Source organism: Pseudaestuariivita atlantica (assembly GCF_001205715.1).
Classification (GTDB): domain Bacteria; phylum Pseudomonadota; class Alphaproteobacteria; order Rhodobacterales; family Rhodobacteraceae; genus Pseudaestuariivita; species Pseudaestuariivita atlantica.
Genome location: NZ_AQQZ01000001.1, coordinates 235824 through 254400, shown reverse-complemented (window position 1 = coordinate 254400; position 18577 = coordinate 235824). Strand labels below are relative to the sequence as shown.

General features: G+C 66.8%; 15 protein-coding genes. 5 read left to right on the top strand and 10 right to left on the bottom strand.

Features of this window, described 5'->3' with window-relative positions; all coding sequences use genetic code 11:
• Nucleotides 1–11: 11 nt before the first annotated feature.
• The 3 genes from ispG to hemA form a co-directional block, all read right to left on the bottom strand.
• Entirely contained in the window at nt 12–1142 is a 1131-nt protein-coding gene (gene ispG / locus ATO11_RS01255; RefSeq protein ID WP_050529012.1) for a flavodoxin-dependent (E)-4-hydroxy-3-methylbut-2-enyl-diphosphate synthase, read from the bottom strand.
• 76 nt (nt 1143–1218) lie between these two features.
• Complete coding sequence (locus ATO11_RS01250) at nt 1219–2799, bottom strand: helix-turn-helix domain-containing protein (RefSeq protein ID WP_082176079.1); 1581 nt, start codon at nt 2797–2799, stop codon at nt 1219–1221.
• 106 nt (nt 2800–2905) lie between these two features.
• Nucleotides 2906–4129 (bottom strand): 5-aminolevulinate synthase, encoded by a 1224-nt coding sequence (gene hemA / locus ATO11_RS01245; RefSeq protein WP_050529011.1) that lies wholly within the window; start codon nt 4127–4129, stop codon nt 2906–2908.
• 183 nt (nt 4130–4312) lie between these two features.
• Between hemA and ATO11_RS22460 the strand changes: the two genes are divergently transcribed.
• A complete protein-coding gene (locus ATO11_RS22460; protein ID WP_050529010.1) occupies nt 4313–5122 on the top strand; it encodes a DapH/DapD/GlmU-related protein in 810 nt (269 codons plus the stop codon).
• Between the two features lie 423 nt (nt 5123–5545).
• On the opposite strand, the gene ATO11_RS01235 is transcribed toward ATO11_RS22460, so the two are convergent.
• Nucleotides 5546–6292, bottom strand: coding sequence for a hypothetical protein (locus ATO11_RS01235; protein WP_165586910.1), 747 nt, complete (start codon nt 6290–6292; stop codon nt 5546–5548).
• A 97-nt stretch (nt 6293–6389) separates the two neighbouring features.
• On the opposite strand from ATO11_RS01235, the gene ATO11_RS01230 reads away from it, so the two are divergent.
• Nucleotides 6390–7265, top strand: a complete 876-nt coding sequence (locus tag ATO11_RS01230; RefSeq protein WP_050529008.1) for a glycosyltransferase family 2 protein — start codon at nt 6390–6392, stop codon at nt 7263–7265.
• Here ATO11_RS01230 and ATO11_RS01225 read toward each other — a convergent pair.
• Genes ATO11_RS01225 through ATO11_RS01210 form a run of 4 tightly spaced genes read right to left on the bottom strand, consistent with a single transcriptional unit; the run spans nt 7251 to nt 11217 of the window.
• Nucleotides 7251–8129, bottom strand: a complete 879-nt coding sequence (locus ATO11_RS01225) for an alpha/beta fold hydrolase (RefSeq protein WP_050529007.1) — start codon at nt 8127–8129, stop codon at nt 7251–7253. The two genes, ATO11_RS01230 and ATO11_RS01225, sit on opposite strands and share 15 nt — an antisense overlap.
• The gene (locus ATO11_RS01220; protein WP_050529006.1) at nt 8126–9499 is read right to left on the bottom strand and encodes a M20/M25/M40 family metallo-hydrolase; all 1374 of its coding nucleotides are present in this window, start codon (nt 9497–9499) and stop codon (nt 8126–8128) included. Before ATO11_RS01220 ends, ATO11_RS01225 begins: the two co-directional genes overlap by 4 nt.
• Before the next feature lie 60 nt (nt 9500–9559).
• The gene (locus tag ATO11_RS01215) at nt 9560–10573 is read right to left on the bottom strand and encodes an AbrB family transcriptional regulator (protein ID WP_110553498.1); all 1014 of its coding nucleotides are present in this window, start codon (nt 10571–10573) and stop codon (nt 9560–9562) included.
• Nucleotides 10570–11217, bottom strand: a complete 648-nt coding sequence (locus ATO11_RS01210) for a GntR family transcriptional regulator (RefSeq protein ID WP_050529394.1) — start codon at nt 11215–11217, stop codon at nt 10570–10572. Before ATO11_RS01210 ends, ATO11_RS01215 begins: the two co-directional genes overlap by 4 nt.
• Before the next feature lie 123 nt (nt 11218–11340).
• On the opposite strand from ATO11_RS01210, the gene otnK reads away from it, so the two are divergent.
• Both otnK and otnC read left to right on the top strand, forming a co-directional pair.
• Complete coding sequence (gene otnK, locus ATO11_RS01205) at nt 11341–12576, top strand: 3-oxo-tetronate kinase (protein WP_050529005.1); 1236 nt, start codon at nt 11341–11343, stop codon at nt 12574–12576.
• Complete coding sequence (gene otnC / locus ATO11_RS01200; RefSeq protein ID WP_050529004.1) at nt 12573–13217, top strand: 3-oxo-tetronate 4-phosphate decarboxylase; 645 nt, start codon at nt 12573–12575, stop codon at nt 13215–13217. The genes otnK and otnC overlap by 4 nt, the downstream gene beginning before the upstream one ends.
• 227 nt (nt 13218–13444) lie before the next feature.
• On the opposite strand, the gene mfd is transcribed toward otnC, so the two are convergent.
• Together mfd and ATO11_RS01190 are read right to left on the bottom strand one after the other, a co-directional pair.
• Nucleotides 13445–16891 carry a transcription-repair coupling factor gene (mfd, locus tag ATO11_RS01195; protein ID WP_050529003.1) on the bottom strand — a complete coding sequence of 1149 codons (3447 nt, stop codon included), beginning with the start codon at nt 16889–16891 and terminating at the stop codon, nt 13445–13447.
• Between the two features lies 1 nt (nt 16892).
• Nucleotides 16893–17414: a hypothetical protein gene (locus ATO11_RS01190; RefSeq protein WP_050529002.1), complete on the bottom strand. Its 522-nt coding sequence runs from the start codon at nt 17412–17414 to the stop codon at nt 16893–16895.
• A 109-nt stretch (nt 17415–17523) separates the two neighbouring features.
• On the opposite strand from ATO11_RS01190, the gene hemB reads away from it, so the two are divergent.
• Nucleotides 17524–18519, top strand: a complete 996-nt coding sequence (gene hemB, locus ATO11_RS01185) for a porphobilinogen synthase (protein ID WP_050529001.1) — start codon at nt 17524–17526, stop codon at nt 18517–18519.
• Nucleotides 18520–18577 lie beyond the last annotated feature (58 nt).

Sequence of the window (18577 nt, the reverse complement as noted above, 5' to 3'; positions counted from 1 at the left end):
TCCAGGCCCCGTCACTCCGCCGCCTGCACCTCCGCTTCGGCGGCGTCGATCTCGGCGGCCTTCTTCTCGACCTCCTCGACGATGTGGTCGATCATCTGCTCGTTCGACATCTTGTGGCTGGCCTTGCCCGCAAGGTAGACCATGCCGCTGCCCGCGCCACCGCCGGTAAAGCCCACATCGGTCATCAGCGCCTCGCCGGGTCCGTTCACCACGCAGCCGATGATCGACAGCGACATCGGCGTCTTGATGTGTTCCAGCCGCTTTTCCAGCGTCTCGACCGTCTTGATCACATCGAACCCCTGCCGCGCGCAGGACGGGCAGGAGATGATGTTTACGCCCCTATGCCGCAGGCCCAGCGACTTGAGGATCTCGTATCCGACCTTCACCTCTTCCACCGGGTCGGCGGACAGCGACACGCGGATCGTGTCGCCGATCCCCATCCACAAGAGGTTGCCAAGCCCGATGGCCGACTTGATCGTGCCGCTGACCAGCCCGCCCGCCTCGGTAATACCCAGATGGATGGGCGCGTCCGTCGCCTCGGCCAGCTGCTGGTAGGCGGCGGCGGCCATGAACACGTCCGACGCCTTGCAGCTGATCTTGAACTCGTGGAAATCGTTGTCCTGCAACACCTTGATATGGTCGAGGCCGCTTTCGACCATCGCATCCGGGCACGGCTCGCCGTACTTTTCCAGCAGGTGCTTCTCCAGCGACCCGGCATTGACCCCGATCCGCATCGAACAGCCGTGATCGCGCGCCGCCTTGATGACTTCGCGCACGCGCGTCTCGTCACCGATATTGCCGGGGTTGATGCGCAGGCAGGCCGCGCCCGCCTCTGCCGCTTCGATCCCGCGCTTGTAGTGGAAATGGATGTCCGCGACGATCGGCACCGGGCTTTCCGCCACGATCTCCTTCAGCGCCTTCGACGACGCCTGGTCAGGCACCGACACGCGCACGATATCTGCGCCGGCCTCTGCCGCCGCCTGAACCTGCGCGATGGTGCCGGGAATATCGGTGGTGACCGTGTTGGTCATCGTCTGCACGCTGATCGGCGCATCGCCCCCCACGGGCACGTTGCCCACCATGATCTGGCGCGACGAGCGGCGATAGATGTTGCGCCACGGGCGAACGTGGTTCAGCGACATGGATGGGGCTCCCACAGCGTGATGTCAGGGATACTGTAAACTCAACTGGACAGGTTTCAATCCCCTGCCCCCGCGGTCAGTTGTCCAGCGGCAAGGGCCGCGCGAGTTCCGCGACGACCTTCTGCACGTCTTCCGACAGGCGCGTCGGATCAACCGGGTCATAGGCGCTGGCCAGCGCCGTGGCCGTCAATTGCTGGTTGTCGCGCACTGCGCCCCGGTCCCCGTAAGGCCCAAGCGTCTCACCACCGACGTTGAAGTAGACGGCACCGGCATTGCCCGTGCGGATCACCGGCGGGTTCTCGGTCTGCGGCACGGTATAGGTATCGCCCGCCTGCAGCACCGCCTCGAACAACCGCGCACCGGCAGCATCCTTGATCAGCACCCACGTCTCGGCAGAGGCCAGAACCGTCACCACCGGTTGCCCGTCTTCATAGACGCGCGGACGACCCGGCAAAGCGGGCGTCGCGATCTGCACCGGCGCACCGCCGGTCGCGGCGGCGGGCCGCTGGTTCACGTCCAGTTCCGCAACCAGCGTCTTCAGGTCCTCATCCGCCGGGATGTCAGCCAGCGCGAACCGCTCCAACACGGCCTCCCGCGTCAAATCGATCCCGCCCAGCGACTGGCCTTGCGGCCCCGTGGGGCCATAGACCTGCCCGTCCACCATCAGGTAGACCGCCCCAGCCCGGCCCACGACCAGCGACGCGGTGTCCTCCGACAGCGGATAGGTGTCGCCCGCGTTCATCGTGCCCTCGAACAGCACGCCATCCGCGCCCTCGATCTGCATCCACGACGGACGCGCCGCCATGACCGTCACGCCCTTGTGGCGCGAGATCGGCAGCGCATCGGCAGGCGCCGTCGCGATGCGCGGCGCGCTGTCCTCGACCGGCGAGACGAAGCTGCCCGTCCGCCGCGGATCAAGGGTCGAGATCGGCGCATCCCGCGCGATCAGCACCGGCACGTCCAGCGCCTGCGGGCGGTACAACCGGTCCAGCGCCTGCGTCGGCGCGTCCAGCTGCGCGACCTGCTCGGTCTCCACCCGGTTGGTGGCAGCGGTCAGGGGATCAAGGTCGGACACCGCGATCGGCGTCTGCTCGACCGGGGACAACTGCACTTTCTGCACTTCCTGCAATACCGTCCAGCCGCCATAGCCGATGCCGCCCAACAGCAGCGCCAGGACCAGCACCGACCCTACCGCGCCCGGCTCGATCCGGGTCAGCATGGTGTCGGTCGGCGGTACGAAGGCGGTGCGCGGATCGACCAGCGGATCGGACTTCACCGCTGCCGCGCTCATATGCGCCTCCACATCGTCGCGCTTGCGCGAGGACGCCTCCGACGACATGCCATGCGCCGTGGCAAATCCGCTTTCGTCGCAGAAGGCCTGGAAGACAAGATCGGGGTCCATGCCGAGGTAGCGCGCATAGGACCGCACGTAGCCCGCGATGAAACCGGGCGTCTCGAACACCGAGGGATCGCAATTCTCGATCGCGGCGATATAGGCCGCCTTGATCCGCAATTCCCGCTGAACATCAAGAAGGGACTTGCCGAGCGTCGCCCGCTCGCCGCGCATCAGGTCACCCAGACGCGTCTCGTAGTCGTCAAAGCTCTTCGGCTCTGCCGTCTCGATCTCCGTGTTCTGACGCCCCTTGCGTCCGATCATCGGAAGCCTGTCCTTCCCGTGAATCGCGCACAGGCGCGATTCGTCCCCAGTCCGTTTGGGGGGTTGCTTAGCACATTGGCGCTAACAGAACAGGGAAAACCCCCCGTCACGCACTCATTTCGGCGCGATTCAGCGCACAATGCGCCCAAAGTTCGTCCAATGCTTTCACCAACTTGTCCATTTCATCCGGGCCGTGAACCGGGCTCGGCGTGAAGCGCAGACGCTCGGTCCCGCGCGGAACGGTGGGGAAGTTGATCGGCTGCACGTAGATGCCGAAATCGGCCAGCAACTGGTCCGACAGCTGCTTTGTATGCACAGGGTTACCCACAATCACGGGCACGATATGGCTGCCGTGATCGATCAGCGGCAGGCCCAGCGCCTTCAGCCGCGTCTTGAGGATCTTCGCCTGCGTCTGGTGCGCCTCGCGCAGCGTGTTGTCCTGCTTGAGGTGCCGCACGCTCGCCACCGCGCCCGCCGCCACCGCCGGCGGCAGCGAGGTGGTGAAGATGAAACCCGGCGCGTAGGACCGCACCGCGTCGACCATCTTGGCGCTCGCCGCGATATAGCCGCCCATCACGCCATAGGCCTTGGCCAGCGTGCCGTTCACGATGTCGATACGGTGGCCCAGCCGGTCGCGCGCCGCGACGCCCGCGCCGCGCGGCCCGTACATGCCCACCGCGTGCACCTCGTCGATATAGGTCAGCGCGCCGAATTCCTCGGCCAGGTCGCAGATCTCGGCGATGGGGCCGAAATCGCCATCCATCGAGTAGACCGACTCAAACGCGATCAGCTTGGGCGCGGCCGGGTCGTCGGCCTCCAGCAATTCGCGCAGATGCGCCACGTCGTTGTGGCGGAAGATGCGCTTGGCCCCGCCATTGCGCCGCACACCCTCGATCATCGAGGCATGGTTCAGCGCGTCGGAATAGATGATGAGGCCGGGAAAGAGCTTGGGCAGCGTGCTCAGCGTGGCATCATTGGCGATGTAGGCCGAGGTGAACAGCAGCGCCGCCTCTTTGCCGTGCAGGTCGGCCAGTTCGGCCTCCAGCGCGTTGTGATAGACCGTCGTGCCCGAGATGTTGCGCGTGCCGCCCGATCCCGCGCCGGTGGCGTCCAGCGCCTCGTGCATCGCCTCCAGCACCGCCGGGTGCTGGCCCATGCCAAGATAGTCGTTGCCGCACCAGACCGTGATCGGGCGTTCCGTCCCGTCCGCATCCCGCCAGACCGCGTGCGGATAGGCGCCCTGCCGCCGTTCGATATCGATGAAGGTGCGATAGCGTCCTTCTTCATGCAGACGGGTCAGGGCGGTGTCGAGGGCGGCAAGATAATCCAACGGGCTTCTCCGGGCAGATATCGGGGCGAGCAGCGGCGTCATACACGCAATCTTCACCCGCTGCACCCCAGATAGGAACACAAACACGCCGCGTCAGTGGTCAAATTGCCGCGACCGGCGCCGGGATTGAGCCATGATGGCCTCTGCGATAGCCTATGGGAAACACGACGACCCGAGCAGACGATGACCGCCCAGACCATGACCTTCACCATGACCGACGCGGTGCATGACCTGCTCGCCTCGCGGTACATCCACCAGAAACGCACCGGAATGCGCAAACCGCGCCCGCTGTCGCATTACGTCAAGCGCATCAAGCCGGGCCGCAAGGTCGCGATCCTGAGTGACGCGGTGGTCGAGCCGTTCACGACCTTCGCCGTGGGCTATCATCTGCCTGAAATGGGCGCGTTCACCGAACTGGCCTCTCCCTTCCCCGCCAAGTCCCGCTTTGGCCGCTATTGCAGCGTGGGGGAGAACATCTCCTTCATGGGCTACCGCCACCCGATCGAGGCGGCGTCGTCCTCCTCGCTCTTCTTCAACAGCAACCGCGAATTCTTCACCGCCTACCAGGATGCGCGGGAGGCCGAGACCGGCACGCGCCCGACCTTCCGCGAGCCCGTGCCCTCGCCGCAGCCGCAGCGCGGCATGCTGATCGTGGGCCACGACGTCTGGATCGGCGACAATGCCGTTTTGCGCGGCGGTATCACCATCGGGGACGGCGCGGTGGTGGCGGGCGGCGCGGTCGTGACCCGCGATGTGCCGCCCTATGCCGTCGTCGCGGGCAACCCCGCGCGGGTGGTCAAGCACCGCTTCCCCGAGGAGGTGCAGCAGGGCCTGCAGGAATGCCGCTGGTGGGAGATCGAGCTCGAGGCCCTGTTCGACCTGCCCATGCACGACCCCGTGGCCCTGCCCGACGCCATCGCCCGCGCCGGCCAATTGCCCCGCTTCACCCCCGACCGCACCCCCCTGATCAAGGCGATCCGGGCGTTGAAGTAAGCACCACGTCTGCAGACGGGCCGCGGCGCGTCGATCCACCCGCCCCGCTAAATTCCTTTATCCCCGCAACCCCGCACTCCGCCCACGCTGCGCACCAAGCCCAGCCAAATCGACGTGCCGGGGGGCGGCCCGTCGATGCGCGGCGGCCCGCGGCCTCGATTCCGCGCCAGACACAAAGCGGCAACGTCCCAGACGGGCCGCGGCGCGTCGACCCAACCGACCCGCTACATACCTTTATCTCCGAAACCCCGCTCTCCGCCCCAGCGAAGCACCCAGCCCCACCAAATCGACGTGCCGTGCGGGCGGCCCGTCGATGCGCGGCGGCCTGCGGCCTTGATTCCGCGCATGGCTCAAAGCGGCATCATTGGCGAAGAGAAACACAGGTGCAGATGCTTCCCAACACCCCTTCACCCCACCGAAAGCTCAGTAAACATACCCGAACCGCGCCTCCAGATCGGGATCAAGCTGCGACAGCATGAACTCCGCATCCGCATCGCCGATCTCCTCGGGCGTCTCCCGGTGATTGCGCACGGACTGGTTCCACTTGTTGCCCAGCCGCCGCGTCACCTGCTTGAAATGCGGCACCTTGCGGGTCACGTCGAACGCCTCGCACAGCTGGTGCAGGTAATCCTCGCCCAGCACGTGGAACACCTCCAGCTGCACGAACACGAACGAACAGCCCCGGTTGGCGATCCCCTCAAGCGCCCGCAGCTTGGCGGTGCGCAGCCGGAAAAGGTTCTCGAACGGCAGGCCGGTGATCGGGTGGCGATCATATTGCAGCGTCGCGCCCTGCCCGTGCAACTCGTCACTCAGCATCTCGAAATCCGGCGGGCGATCCACGACCGACCGCCACTCCGCCCGCAGGAACTCGGAAAAGCCCAGCGCCTGCACCTCGGGCGCGACATGCCACGGGCGCTTGTGCATCGACAGTGCCCACGCCGCGGCGTTGCGCACCACGCAGACAACCAGCAGGTCGTCAGGGATACAGACCATGTGCGGAAACCCGTGCTTCCAACCCAGCCCCTCCACCCGCATCAGGCGCAGGTTCTTCTCCATCGTCTTGCGCACCACGTTGGTGCCCGACCCGCGCTCCCCCAGCACCTGGAACTGGGTGATGGGCACGTCGGTCGCGCGATGCAGGCTGAGGCCGGTTTGTGACAGATCGATCATCGGCTGCTCTTTTGCCTCATTCATGATTCACAAACGCCCCCCTGTCTACTAATGTCGCGCCCGAGGCCCGCCAAGAGGCCCCGTCACGAGGTCGCGCATGCAATCCACCGCAGCCGCAATCACCATGGTGCGCGACGACGCGTTCTTCCTGAAGGCATGGCTCCGCCATTACGGCACCATGCTGGGACGCGAGAATTGCTATATCGTGAACCACGGTCGGGGGGAGGAGATCGCGCGCCTCGCCAAAGGCTGCAACATTATCGGCATCCCCGGCGACCCGCACAAGAATTTCGACATGAAACGCTGGCGTCTCCTGAACGGGATCGTGTCGGGCCTGCGCAGCTATTACGACCACGTCATCGTGGGCGACGTGGACGAACTGGTAGTGATCGACCCCGCCGCCGGGATGTCCCTGCTGGACTTCCTGCGCGACGCTCCGATCCGACGGGTGCTGACGCCTGTCGGGCTCGAAGTCATCCACCGCATCGATCTTGAACCCGACCCCATCACCGACACGATCCTCGGCCCCCGCCGCCACGTCCGCCTCGCCCCGCATTATTCCAAACCCTGCGTCGTGTCGCTCGGCACCAAGATCGCGCGCGGCGGGCATTTCACGCAGGCCTCGAAACTCTTCACGCCCGACCCGCTCTACCTCTTCCACCTGAAATTCTGCGACTTCCCGAACTACGTCGAGACGATGAACCAGCGCAACGCCGTCACGACCGAGATCGGAGGCACGGTCAAGGAAGTCGCCATCGGCCGCCACTGGTTCGCCGAGGCGCGGGGCGAGGACCGCGCCGTGTTCGACGCTTTCGCGGACCTCAAGATGCAGGACGGGTTCGACCTTGGCTGGCTGCGCGACGCGATGCACGCCACCTTCCGCCCCCGTGGCGACACTGGCTTCTTCCAGTTCGACCGCCCCGATTACGACCTGCAATACTTCCTGCCGGAGCGGTTTTCAGGCCTCTTCTGAGTCACTTGCACCGCGTTCTTCAAGGAACGCCGCAAGTGCGGCCGCCGTCACCTCGGGTGCCGTATCGGGAAAGAAATGCCCGCCCGGAATGCCCTGTGCCTCCATGTAGGTGCACTTGGGCGCCCATGTTTCGGCCACGTCATAAAAACGCGCCATAACCCCCTGTTCTCCATAGAGGATCAGCGCCGGGCACCGGATGCGCGCGCCGAGGTCGGCGCAGTCATCCTCGAAATCCCGCGTCACGCCCGCGCGGTAATCGTCGCACATGCCGCGAATGCGCTCGGGCTGGCGCCACGCCGCGCGATAGGCGTCCAGCTGCGCCGGGTCGAACGCCGACAGCCCGTCACCACCCCAGCCGCCAAGGCAGGATTCGAAATAGGCATCCGGGTCGGCGGCGATCATCGTGTCCGGGAACGGCTCGGGCTGGGCAAGGAAAAACCAGTGGTAATAAGCGGTTGCCACGTCATGTTGAAGCTCTGACAAAAGCGTGTGCGTCGGCACGATGTCCATCAGCGCCACCCGGTCCACCCGGTCCGGCGCATCTAGGCACAGCCGGTGCGCCACGCGCCCGCCCCGGTCGTGCCCCACCAGTGCGAACCGCTCCACGCCCAAATGATCCAGCAAGCCCAGCACCGCCTGACCCATGGCGCGGAAACTCGCACCCTCCAGCCCCGGCGTATCGCTGTCGCCATATCCCGGCAGGTCGGGGCAGATCACGCGATGGGTGAGCGCCAGAATCGGCGCGATATGCGCCCACATCGCGTGGGTCTGCGGAAACCCGTGCAGCAACACCAGGGGCGGCCCCTCGCCGCCTGCGGCATAGGCCAGCCCGCCCTGCCGCCCGGTGTCGAAGCCCGCGATCACGTCAGCGCATCAAGGATCCGCGCCCAGCTGCGGATGCCCTTGTGGAAACACTCAAGGTCGTATTTCTCGTTCGGGGAATGGAGCTGGTCGTCGTCCCGCCCGAACCCGATCAGCATCGCATCCGTTCCGGTGATCGACTTGAAATAACCCGCGATCGGGATCGACCCGCCACAGCCCACGAAGGCCGCCGCGTTCGGCCATTCGTCCGACAAGGCACCGCGTGCGGCCTCGAACGCCGGATGCTCCGTCGACATGGCGGACGCCGGAGAAGCCCCCATCCCGTCCACGAAATCCACCGTGCAATCCTCGGGCACCCGGTCACGCACGAACTGGCGGAACGCGGTGCTGATCTTGTGCGGATCCTGGTCACCCACCAGCCGGAAACTGATCTTGGCATGGGCCTTGGACGGCAGCACCGTCTTGAACCCCTCGCCGGTATATCCCGACCACATGCCGTTCACTTCCGCCGTCGGTCGGGACCAGATCATCTCCAGCCCCGAACGCCCCTCTTCGCCCGCCGGATGCTTCAGCCCCACCTCGCCAAGGAACTTGCCCGCGTCGAAATTCAGCGCCTCCCACTGCGCCGCGATGGCGGGCGGGAGTTCCGGCACGTCGTCGTAGAAACCGGGCACCGTGACCGCGCCCTTTTCGTCATGCAGCGCCGCCAGCACGTCCGTCAGCACATGCGCGGGGTTGCGGGCGATGCCGCCGAACATGCCGGAATGCAGGTCCTTCGACGGGCCGGTGATCGTGACCTCCTCCTGCAACATGCCGCGCAGCATCGTCACGATGGCGGGCGTGTCATGGCCGAAAAGGCCCGTGTCGCAGATCAGCGCGATGTCCGAGGTCAGCTCCTCGCGGTTCTCCTTCATGAACGGCACCAGCGACGGCGAGCCCGATTCCTCCTCCCCCTCGAAGAAAAAGGTGATGCGGCACGGCAGGCTGCCATGCACCGCCTTCCACGCGCGGCAGGCCTCGACGAATGTCATCAACTGGCCCTTGTCGTCCGACGTGCCGCGCCCGCGCAGCACCCGGCCCTTGGGCGTGTCCTGCAATTCCGGCTCGAAGGGCGGCGTGTCCCACAGTTCAAGCGGATCAACGGGTTGCACGTCGTAATGGCCGTAAAACAGAAGGTGCGGCCCCTCGCCCTCGACATGGCCCACGACCATCGGGTGCCCCGGCGTGGCGCGCTTTTCCGCCCTGACGCCCAGCCCGCGCAGATCCTCCACCAGCCAGTCGGCGGCGCGGTCGCATTCGGCGGCATAGGCCGGGTCGGTCGATATCGACGGGATGCGCAGCAGCGCCATCAGGCGGTCGACGGCGGCATCGAGATCACTGTCGATCCGGTCCAGAACTTCGGTGAGGGACATGGGCACTCCTTGCGTCTTTCACGCTACCCTAGACCGCCCCCGGCCCAAGGGAAACCGCGCCTATTTCAGCCAGCGCACGGCCACCGGCGCACCAAGGATCACGACGAAGATGCGCAACACGTGATGCGCCACGACAAAGGCCGTGTCCGCCCCCACGATCAGCGCCAGCACCACCAGTTCCGCCTGTCCTCCCGGCGCGAAGGCCAGCACCGCCTCCATCCCCGGCGCGAGGCCGGTGGTATAGACCAGTTCGACCACGGCCAGCGTCAGCACCACCAGCAGCGCGCAAAAGCCCAGCCCCGCCACAAGGTCGCGCCGCACCTCGGCCCAGGTGATGCCCGCGTATTTCGCGCCCACCGTCATCCCGATAAAGAACTGCGCGGCCCAGATCGCCTCCACCGGCGGGCGGTGCTGGATCACGCCGGTAATGGTCAGCGCCGCCGTCAGGATCAGCGGCCCGAGGATCGACGCCCCGAACATCCCCAGCGCCTGCGCCCCCTTCCAGCCCGCGATGGCGGCAAACGCCATGATCGCCATCTCCGACCACGGCAGCGTGGCCGCCGGAGCACCCGGCGGCCGGTCGAGAGAGGCGCCCCACACCCATGACAGCAGGAAGGGCAGCGCCACGACAATCACTGCCACCCGCGTCGCGTGGATCAGCGACAGCGTGCGCACGTTGGCGCCCGCCTCCTCGCCAAAGACCAGCATGTCCTGCAACCCGCCCGGCATCGCCGCGTAATAGGCGGTGACCGGGTCATAGCCGCAGACGCGCCGGAAGAACGGCACCCCCAGCAGCCCGATCGCCAAGACCATCACCGGCACCATCGCCAGCGTCGGCCACATCGCCGGGATCGTGCCAAGGATCGCGGGCGTCAGCGTCGCGCCCACCGCCACGCCCAGGATGGTGCGCATCGCGTCGTTCAGGGGCTTCACCCCCTTCATCGGCACGCCCAGAAACGCCGCGCCCAGGCAGGCAAAGATCGGCCCAAGAAGCCACGGCAACGGCAGCGAGGCGGCATGGAACGCCGCCACACCGAGCCCGGCCACCAGCAGCAGGGAAAGGCGCGGGATCACCCGGCCTCTCCCAAGGCGCGCAGCCGGTGCCGCAACGAGGTCTGCAGATGCGCCGCCGCCGCCTGCCCCGCCGCCTCCTGATCGCCGTCGCGAAGCGCGGCGATGATGGCGGCATGCTCGGCCACCACCTCGTCCACCCTCGGCCCCTCGGCAAAGGTGGTCGGCCCCAACAGGATCAGCGCGTTGTTGAGCGCCGCCGCCGATTGCACGAGGAACCGGTTCCGCGCGGCGTGATACAGGCCCCGGTGGAAGGACTGGTTGATCGCCGCCGCCCGCGCGGGCTGCGAGCGCTCGGCCGCGATGTCGCCGTTCAGCGCCTCCAGCGTGTCGAACTCGGCCGCCGTGCCATGCTTGGCCGCCATCTCGGCCGCCGTGCGCTCCAGCACCAGCCGCATCTCGTAAAGCTCCACGACCTCCGCATGGGTCAGCTGCCGCACCACCGCGCCCAGGCGCGGGCGGTGGGTGACCAGCCCCTCCGCCTCCATCCTCCGCAAGGCCTCCCGCACCGGCGTGCGCGACAGCGACAGGCGCTGCGCCACGTCCTCCTCGCGCAGCCGGTCACCGGGGGCAAAGACGCCCGCCCGCAACGCCTCGATCAGTGCGGCATGGGCGGCCTGCCCGCTCGACATCTCGGACCGTGCCATCGCGGCCTCCTTGTATCCGATTGGATACATAAACGCATACGCCCCCCGCCCGCCCCTGTCAAAGCCCCGCTTGTCGCCCTGCGCAGGCCGCGACATACTGCGGCCACCGCACGGGGGGATCACATGAAACTGGGCCTGATCGGCGACGACTTCACCGGGTCGAGCGACCTTGCCAACACGCTCGCCAAGGAAGGCATGCGCGTGGTGCAATATACCGGCGTGCCCGAACACGATGCCGACCCATCGGTCGAGGCCGGCGTCGTCGCGCTCAAATCCCGGTCCATCCCGGTGGCCGACGCCGTGGCGCAGTCGCTGGCCGCGCTCGACTGGCTGCGCGCGCAGGGCTGCACGCAATTCTTCTTCAAATACTGCTCCACCTTCGATTCCACGCCTGAGGGCAATATCGGCCCCGTCGCCGATGCGCTCGCCGATGCGCTGGGGGCCCGGCAGGTGATCGTCTGCCCCGCCTTCCCCGGCACCGGGCGGTCGGTCTACCAGGGGCACCTGTTCGTGAATGACCGGCTTCTGAACGAGTCGGGCATGCAGAACCACCCCCTGACCCCAATGACCGATCCCGACATCCGCCGCTGGCTCGCGCCGCAGACCACCGGCACCGTCGGCCACGTCGCCACGCAAGACGTCTTTGCCGGGCCGGAGGCGATCCGCGCGGCGCTGGCGCGCGAGGATGCGGCCGGGCACCGCCTGATCGTCGTGGACGCGATCCGCGATGCCGACCTGCGCGACATCGGCACCGCCGCGCGGGATTTGCCGCTGGTCACCGGTGGCTCTGGCGTGGCGCTTGGCCTGCCCGCGAATTTCGGCTGCATCCCCGGCACGCCCGACTGGCAGGGACAGGCAGGCCCCGCGATCTGCCTGTCGGGCTCCTGCTCCATCGCCACCCGCGCGCAGGTGGCCGAACACCGCGCCCGCAACCCCGCCCGCGAACTGGGCGCCGAAGAGGTGATAGAAGGCAGGCTCGACCCGGACGAGGTCGCCCGCTGGCTGCTCGCACAGGACGGCCTGCCGCTCGCCTATTCCTCCGCCGACCCCGACATCGTGGCAGAGGTGCAGGCACGCTATGGCCGCGACCGCGCCGGCCACGCGTTCGAGGAATTCTTCGCCGCCACCGCCCGCGCCGCCGTGGCACAGGGCGCAACCCGCGTCATCACCGCAGGCGGCGAAACGTCCGGCGCCGTCGTCGAAGGCCTCGGCCTTGGCGAATTGCGCATCGGTCCCGAAATCGATCCGGGCGTTCCCGCGCTGCGCGCCCGCGATGATCTGGTCCTCGCGCTCAAATCCGGCAACTTCGGCGCACCCGACTTCTTTGACAAGGCCAACCGGCTGCTGGCAGGCGCATGACCGAAACGAAACTCCGCGAAGATATCTGCACGCTGGCCGCCTCGCTGTTCGATCGAGGCCTGACCCACGGATCGACCGGCAACATCTCGGCCCGGACCGAAGATGGAGGCTTGCTCGTGTCGCCCACCGGGTCGAGTTTTGGCCGGCTCGACCCCGCCCGCCTGTCGCGGTTCGACGCGTTGGGCCACCACATCGCGGGCGACGCGCCGACCAAGGAGATGCCGCTCCACTCCGCCTTCTACGACACCCGCTCGCAGGCTGGCGCGGTGGTGCACCTGCACTCCTGTCACTCGGTCGCGTTGTCGATGCTTCCGGACGCGGATGAAGACACCTTCATCCCGCCCCTGACGCCCTATGCCGTGATGCAGCTTGGCCGGGTCAGGCTGCTGCCCGTCTTCGTCCCCGGTGATCCGGCGATGGGCGACGCGGTGCGCGGTCTGGCGAGCAGGCACGCGGCGGTCATGCTGTCCCATCACGGGCCGGTCGTGTCTGGCAAGACGGCGCAGGCCGCCTGCAACGCCATCGAGGAACTGGAAGCCACCGCCAAGCTCGCCCTGATGCTGCGCGGGATGGACTTCAAGGCCCTTGATCCATCGATGATCGACGCGGTCGTCACCAAGTTCGACATCGACTGGGACTGACGCCCCAGCGCGGAATCAAGGCCGAAGGCCGCCGCGCAATCGCCGGGCCGCCCCCACGGCACGGCGATTTGGCAACCGAACGCGCACCGCATGAACAGCGTCAGAGCTTGGCAACCATAAACCGCGCAGCCCTATCCTCGGATCGCCGCACCGCGGCCCGACTCAGCGCGGCTCGGCACCCGTGAACAGACCGCGCGCCACCCGTTGCGCCATTCAGGCCAAAATGCTCATTCCGCGGGGGTCTTCTGTACAGATTGCACAAACTTCGCGAGGTCGCGGGCGATGGCAAAGGCGCCCTTGATCTTGTCGCTGTCCTTTTTCCAGTCCCTGCGCACGACGATCTTGTTGTCCTTAACCTTTGCCAATCCGCGCTGGTCCTGGATGAATTGCACCAGCCCTTCGGGGGAGGCGAACTTGTCGTTGTGGAACTGGATCGTCGCGCCCTTCGGTCCCGCATCCAGCTTGGAGATGCCTGCCTTCTTGCATTCCGCCTTGATGCGAACAACCAGCAGCAAGGTATTGACCTCTTTGGGCAATTTTCCGAACCGGTCGATCAGCTCGGCGGCAAACCCTTCCAGTTCGACCTTGGTCTGCAACCCGCTCAGACGGCGATACAGACCCAGCCGCACGTCGAGGTCCGGCACGTAATCCTCGGGGATCAGCACCGGCACGCCGAGGTTGATCTGCGGCGCCCACTGGTCATCCGCATCGCTCAACCCACTGATTTCACCGGCTTTAATCTTGGCAATCGCCTCTTCCAGCATCGACTGGTACAACTCGTACCCCACGTCCCGCATCTGGCCTGACTGCTCTTCACCCAGCAGGTTGCCCGCACCCCGAATGTCGAGGTCCTGGCTCGCCAGCGTGAAGCCCGCGCCGAGACTGTCGAGGGAGCCCAGAACCCGCAGACGCTTCTCCGCCGTGGGCGTCAGCCGCATCCGGGGCTTGGTGGTCAGGTAGGCGTAAGCCCTTGTTTTCGCGCGTCCCACCCGGCCCCGGATCTGGTACAACTGCGCCAGTCCGAACATGTCGGCGCGGTGGATGACCATCGTGTTCGCCGTGGGAATATCAAGGCCCGACTCGACGATCGTTGTCGCCACCAGCACGTCGTACTTGCCGTCGTAAAAGGCGTTCATCCGGTCGTCGAGCTCCCCCGCCGCCATCTGCCCATGCGCCACGACGTAACTCACCTCGGGCACCTGGTCGCGCAGGAACTCCTCCACCTCCGGCAGGTCCTTGATCCGCGGCACGACGAAGAACGACTGCCCGCCGCGATAGTGCTCGCGCAGCAGGGCCTCGCGGATGGTGATGGCGTCGAATTCGGACACGTAGGTGCGGATCGCCAGCCGGTCGACCGGCGGAGTGCCGATTATCGAAAGATCCCGGACACCTGAGAGCGAAAGTTGAAGCGTCCGGGGGATCGGCGTCGCGGTCAGGGTCAGCACGTGGATGTCGCTGCGCAACTGCTTCAGGCGCTCCTTGTGCTGCACGCCGAACCGCTGTTCCTCGTCGATGATCAGCAGGCCGAGGTTCTGGAACTTGACCGACTTGGCCAGAACCGCGTGGGTGCCGACCACGATATCGCAGGTTCCGCGCGCCAGCGCCTCGCGCGTGGCCTGTGCATCCTTTGCACCAACAAACCGCGACAAGGGCCTGACTTCGATGGGAAAACCGCGAAAGCGCTCGGCAAAGCTCTTGTAATGCTGACGCGCCAGCAGCGTGGTCGGCGCGATCACCGCGACCTGCACGCCGGACATCGCAGCGATGAAGGCCGCGCGCATCGCGATCTCGGTCTTGCCGAAGCCCACGTCGCCGCAGACCAGCCGGTCCATCGGGGTGCCGGCGGTCAGGTCCGTCACCACGTCCTCGATCGCGCGCAGCTGGTCGTCGGTCTCCTGGTATGGGAAGCGGGCGGCGAAGGCGTCCCACATGCCCGGCGGCGGCTCGAGGATCGGCGCACGCCGCAGCGCGCGTTCGGCGGCCACCCGGATCAGCCGGTCCGCCATCTCGCGGATGCGTTCCTTCAGCCGTGCCTTCTTGGCCTGCCACGCCCCGCCGCCCAGCTTGTCCAGCAGGCCTTCCTCGTGGCCGTATTTCGACAGCAGTTCTATATTCTCGACCGGCAGGTAAAGCCTTGCGCCCTCGGCATATTCCAGCAGCAGGCATTCATGCGCCGCACCCGCCGCCGTGATGACCTCCAGCCCCTGGAACCGCCCGATCCCGTGATCGACGTGTACAACCAAGTCACCGGGAGAGAGCGAACCGACCTCGGACAGGAAATTCTCGGCCCGCCGCCGTTTGCCCGGTTTGCGGATCAGCCGGTCGCCCAGCACGTCCTGTTCCGAGATCACGGTAAGACCGGGCGCGGTGAACCCGTGTTCCAGCGCCCAGACGGCCAAATGCAGGCCGGTCTTGCCGACGCGGGTGAAGTCGGTGACGGGGATGGTCTCGGCCAGCCCCTCGTCCTCGATCAGGCCCGAAAGACGCTCGCGCGCGCCCTCGGAATAGGACGCGATGACGACGGGGCCGTCTTCGAGTTTCGCGCGAACATGATCGGCCAGAACACCGAAAAGGCTGATGTTTTCCTGCTGGCGATCCGGCGCGAAATTGCGCCCGATCCGGCCGCCCGCATCCACCACGCCGGGGCCAGAAGCTTGCGGCAAGGGATGGAACTGCACCACCCGGCGCCCCTCCATCGCCGTGGTCCAGCCCGCGTCGTCAAGGTACAGCCCGCCGGGTGCGGCAGGTTTGTAGACGCTGTCGAACCCGCTGCGCTGTTCCAGCGCGTGGCGGCGCGTTTCGTACTGGTCGACGATCATCTCCCACCGGGCGAGCCGCGCGGGCTCCAGCTGGTCATCCAGCGTCACGCCCGCATCGGGCAGGTAGTCGAACAGCGTCTCAAGCCGCTCGTGAAACAGCGGCAGCCAGTGCTCCATCCCCTGGTGTTTGCGGCCCGCGCTGACCGCTTCGTAAAGCGGATCGTCGGTGCCCGCTGCGCCGAACTCGATCCGGTAATTCTGGCGGAAACGCGTGATCGCGGCCTCGTCGAGGATCACCTCGGACACCGGCGCAAGCTCCACCACGTCCAGCTTCTCGATGGTGCGCTGGGTGGCCGGGTCGAACCGCCGCGCGCCGTCCAGCACGTCACCGAACAGGTCGAGGCGTACGGGTCCCGTCTCGCCCGGCGGGAAGATGTCGATGATACCGCCCCGCACGGCATAGTCGCCCGGTTCGGTCACGGTCGGCGCCTGCACGAACCCCATCCGCACGAGGAAGGCACGCAGCGCGGGTTCGTCGATGCGGGATCCGACGCGGGCGCTGAAGGCGGCATCGCGCAGAAGCTCGCGCGCGGGAACCTTCTGCGTGGCGGCGTTGAGCGTGGTCAGAAGGACGAACCGCCCCGGCATCCCGTGCACCAGCGCCGCCAGCGTCGCCATGCGCGTGGCGGACACATGCGCGTTCGGAGAGACGCGGTCGTAAGGAAGGCAATCCCAGCCGGGGAAGGTCATGACCGGCATGTCGGGCGCGAAGAAGCGCAGCGCCTCGGCCGTGGCTGCGAGGCGCTTGTCATCGCGGGCGACATGCACGACCGGGCCCTCGGCGCGGGCCACTTCCGACAGGATCAGCTGCGCGTCGAACCCCTCCGGCGCGCCCCCCATGATCACGCGGGTCATGTCAGATCACCCCGTAGCTGAGATTCTGGAACATCCCCCAGAGCGCGGTGACAAAGATCGACACGACCCCCATCGCCTGCACCCAGACCCGGTGGATCGACAATTGCCGGCGCAGTGCCTCGCCCGTGAGGCCCGCGGAGTTGATGACCCGCGCGGTGCGGATGTTGAGAAGCGTCAGAAGCGCCAGCGGCAACAGCAAAAGGAACACCGCCTGCGCGAATTCCACGCCATAGAAAAAGCCCAGAACCGCCAGCCCCGACAGCAGGAAGGACGTCAGCGTCAGCAGGGAAATCCCCGAGACTTCAGAGATATACAGGATGCGGTTCACGTTGATGTTGACCATCGTTTCAAGGATGTCCTGCGCCTCGCCCCCGTTGCGGCGGGCGCGTGACACCATGTCGAAGGGCACACCTAGTACCCAGTGGCTGGCTGTCGACCACATCACCGCCAGCGCGATCCAGAACCACAGGTTCGAGAACGACCGCATGTCGATGACTTCAAAGATGCGCAGGCCCAGGTCCAAGTGCCACCTCAGTGCGAGGGGGCCGGACCCGGCGGGACAGCCCCTCTTGTTTCCAAGGCCCTTTCCATGCCACCCAATCGGGCAGTCTGCAAGAGAACCGGCCCGTCAAATGCACCCCACCTTCGCCCCCTACCCCACAACCCGGTTTCGCCGCCTGCGCGCGACGCCGGCGCTTCGCGACCTCGTGCAGGAGACGGTGGTCACCGCCGCCGACCTGATCTGGCCCGTCTTCGTCGTCGATGGCGAGGGTGTGGAACAACCGGTGGTGTCCATGCCCGGCGTCGTGCGCCGGTCGGTCGACAAGGTGGTCGAGGCCGCGCAGGAGGCTGCCGACCTAGGCATCCCCGCGATCTGCCTCTTTCCCTATACCGATCCGTCCAAGAAGACGCTCGACTGTGCCGAGGCGTGGAACCCCGACAACCTGAGCAACACGGCGACCCGCGCGATCAAGGCCGCCGTGCCGAATATCGCGGTGATGACCGACGTGGCGCTCGATCCCTATTCGGCGACGGGGCATGACGGGTTCGTGGTGGACGGCGAGATCGTGAACGACGAAACCGTCGAGGCGCTGGTGAAACAGGCCCTCAGCCAGGCCGAGGCGGGCTGCGACATCATCGGGCCGAGCGACATGATGGACGGGCGGATCGGCGCGATCCGGGGCGCGCTGGAAGGCGCGGGGCACCAGAAGGTCTGCATCATGTCCTATGCCGCGAAATACGCGAGCGCCTATTACGGCCCGTTCCGCGACGCGGTGGGGGCCAGCGGTGCGCTGAAGGGCGACAAGACCACCTACCAGATGGATGCGGGCAACAGTGACGAGGCGATGCGCCTGATCGCGCGCGACCTGGCCGAAGGCGCGGACATGGTGATGGTCAAACCCGGCCAGCCCTACCTCGATATCTGCCGCCGCGCCAAGGACACGTTCGGCGCGCCCACCTTCGCCTACCAGGTGTCGGGCGAATACGCGATGATCGAGGCGGCGGCGCAGAACGGCTGGATCGACGGCGACCGGGTGATGATGGAAAGCCTGCAGGCCTTCAAACGCGCAGGCTGCGACGGCATCCTGACCTATTTCGCACCGCGCGTCGCCCGCGCGCTGGCCTGAGGCGGGCGTCAATCCGCACATGGCGCGTCTGCCCGCGTGACAGGAGCGATCGCCCGCG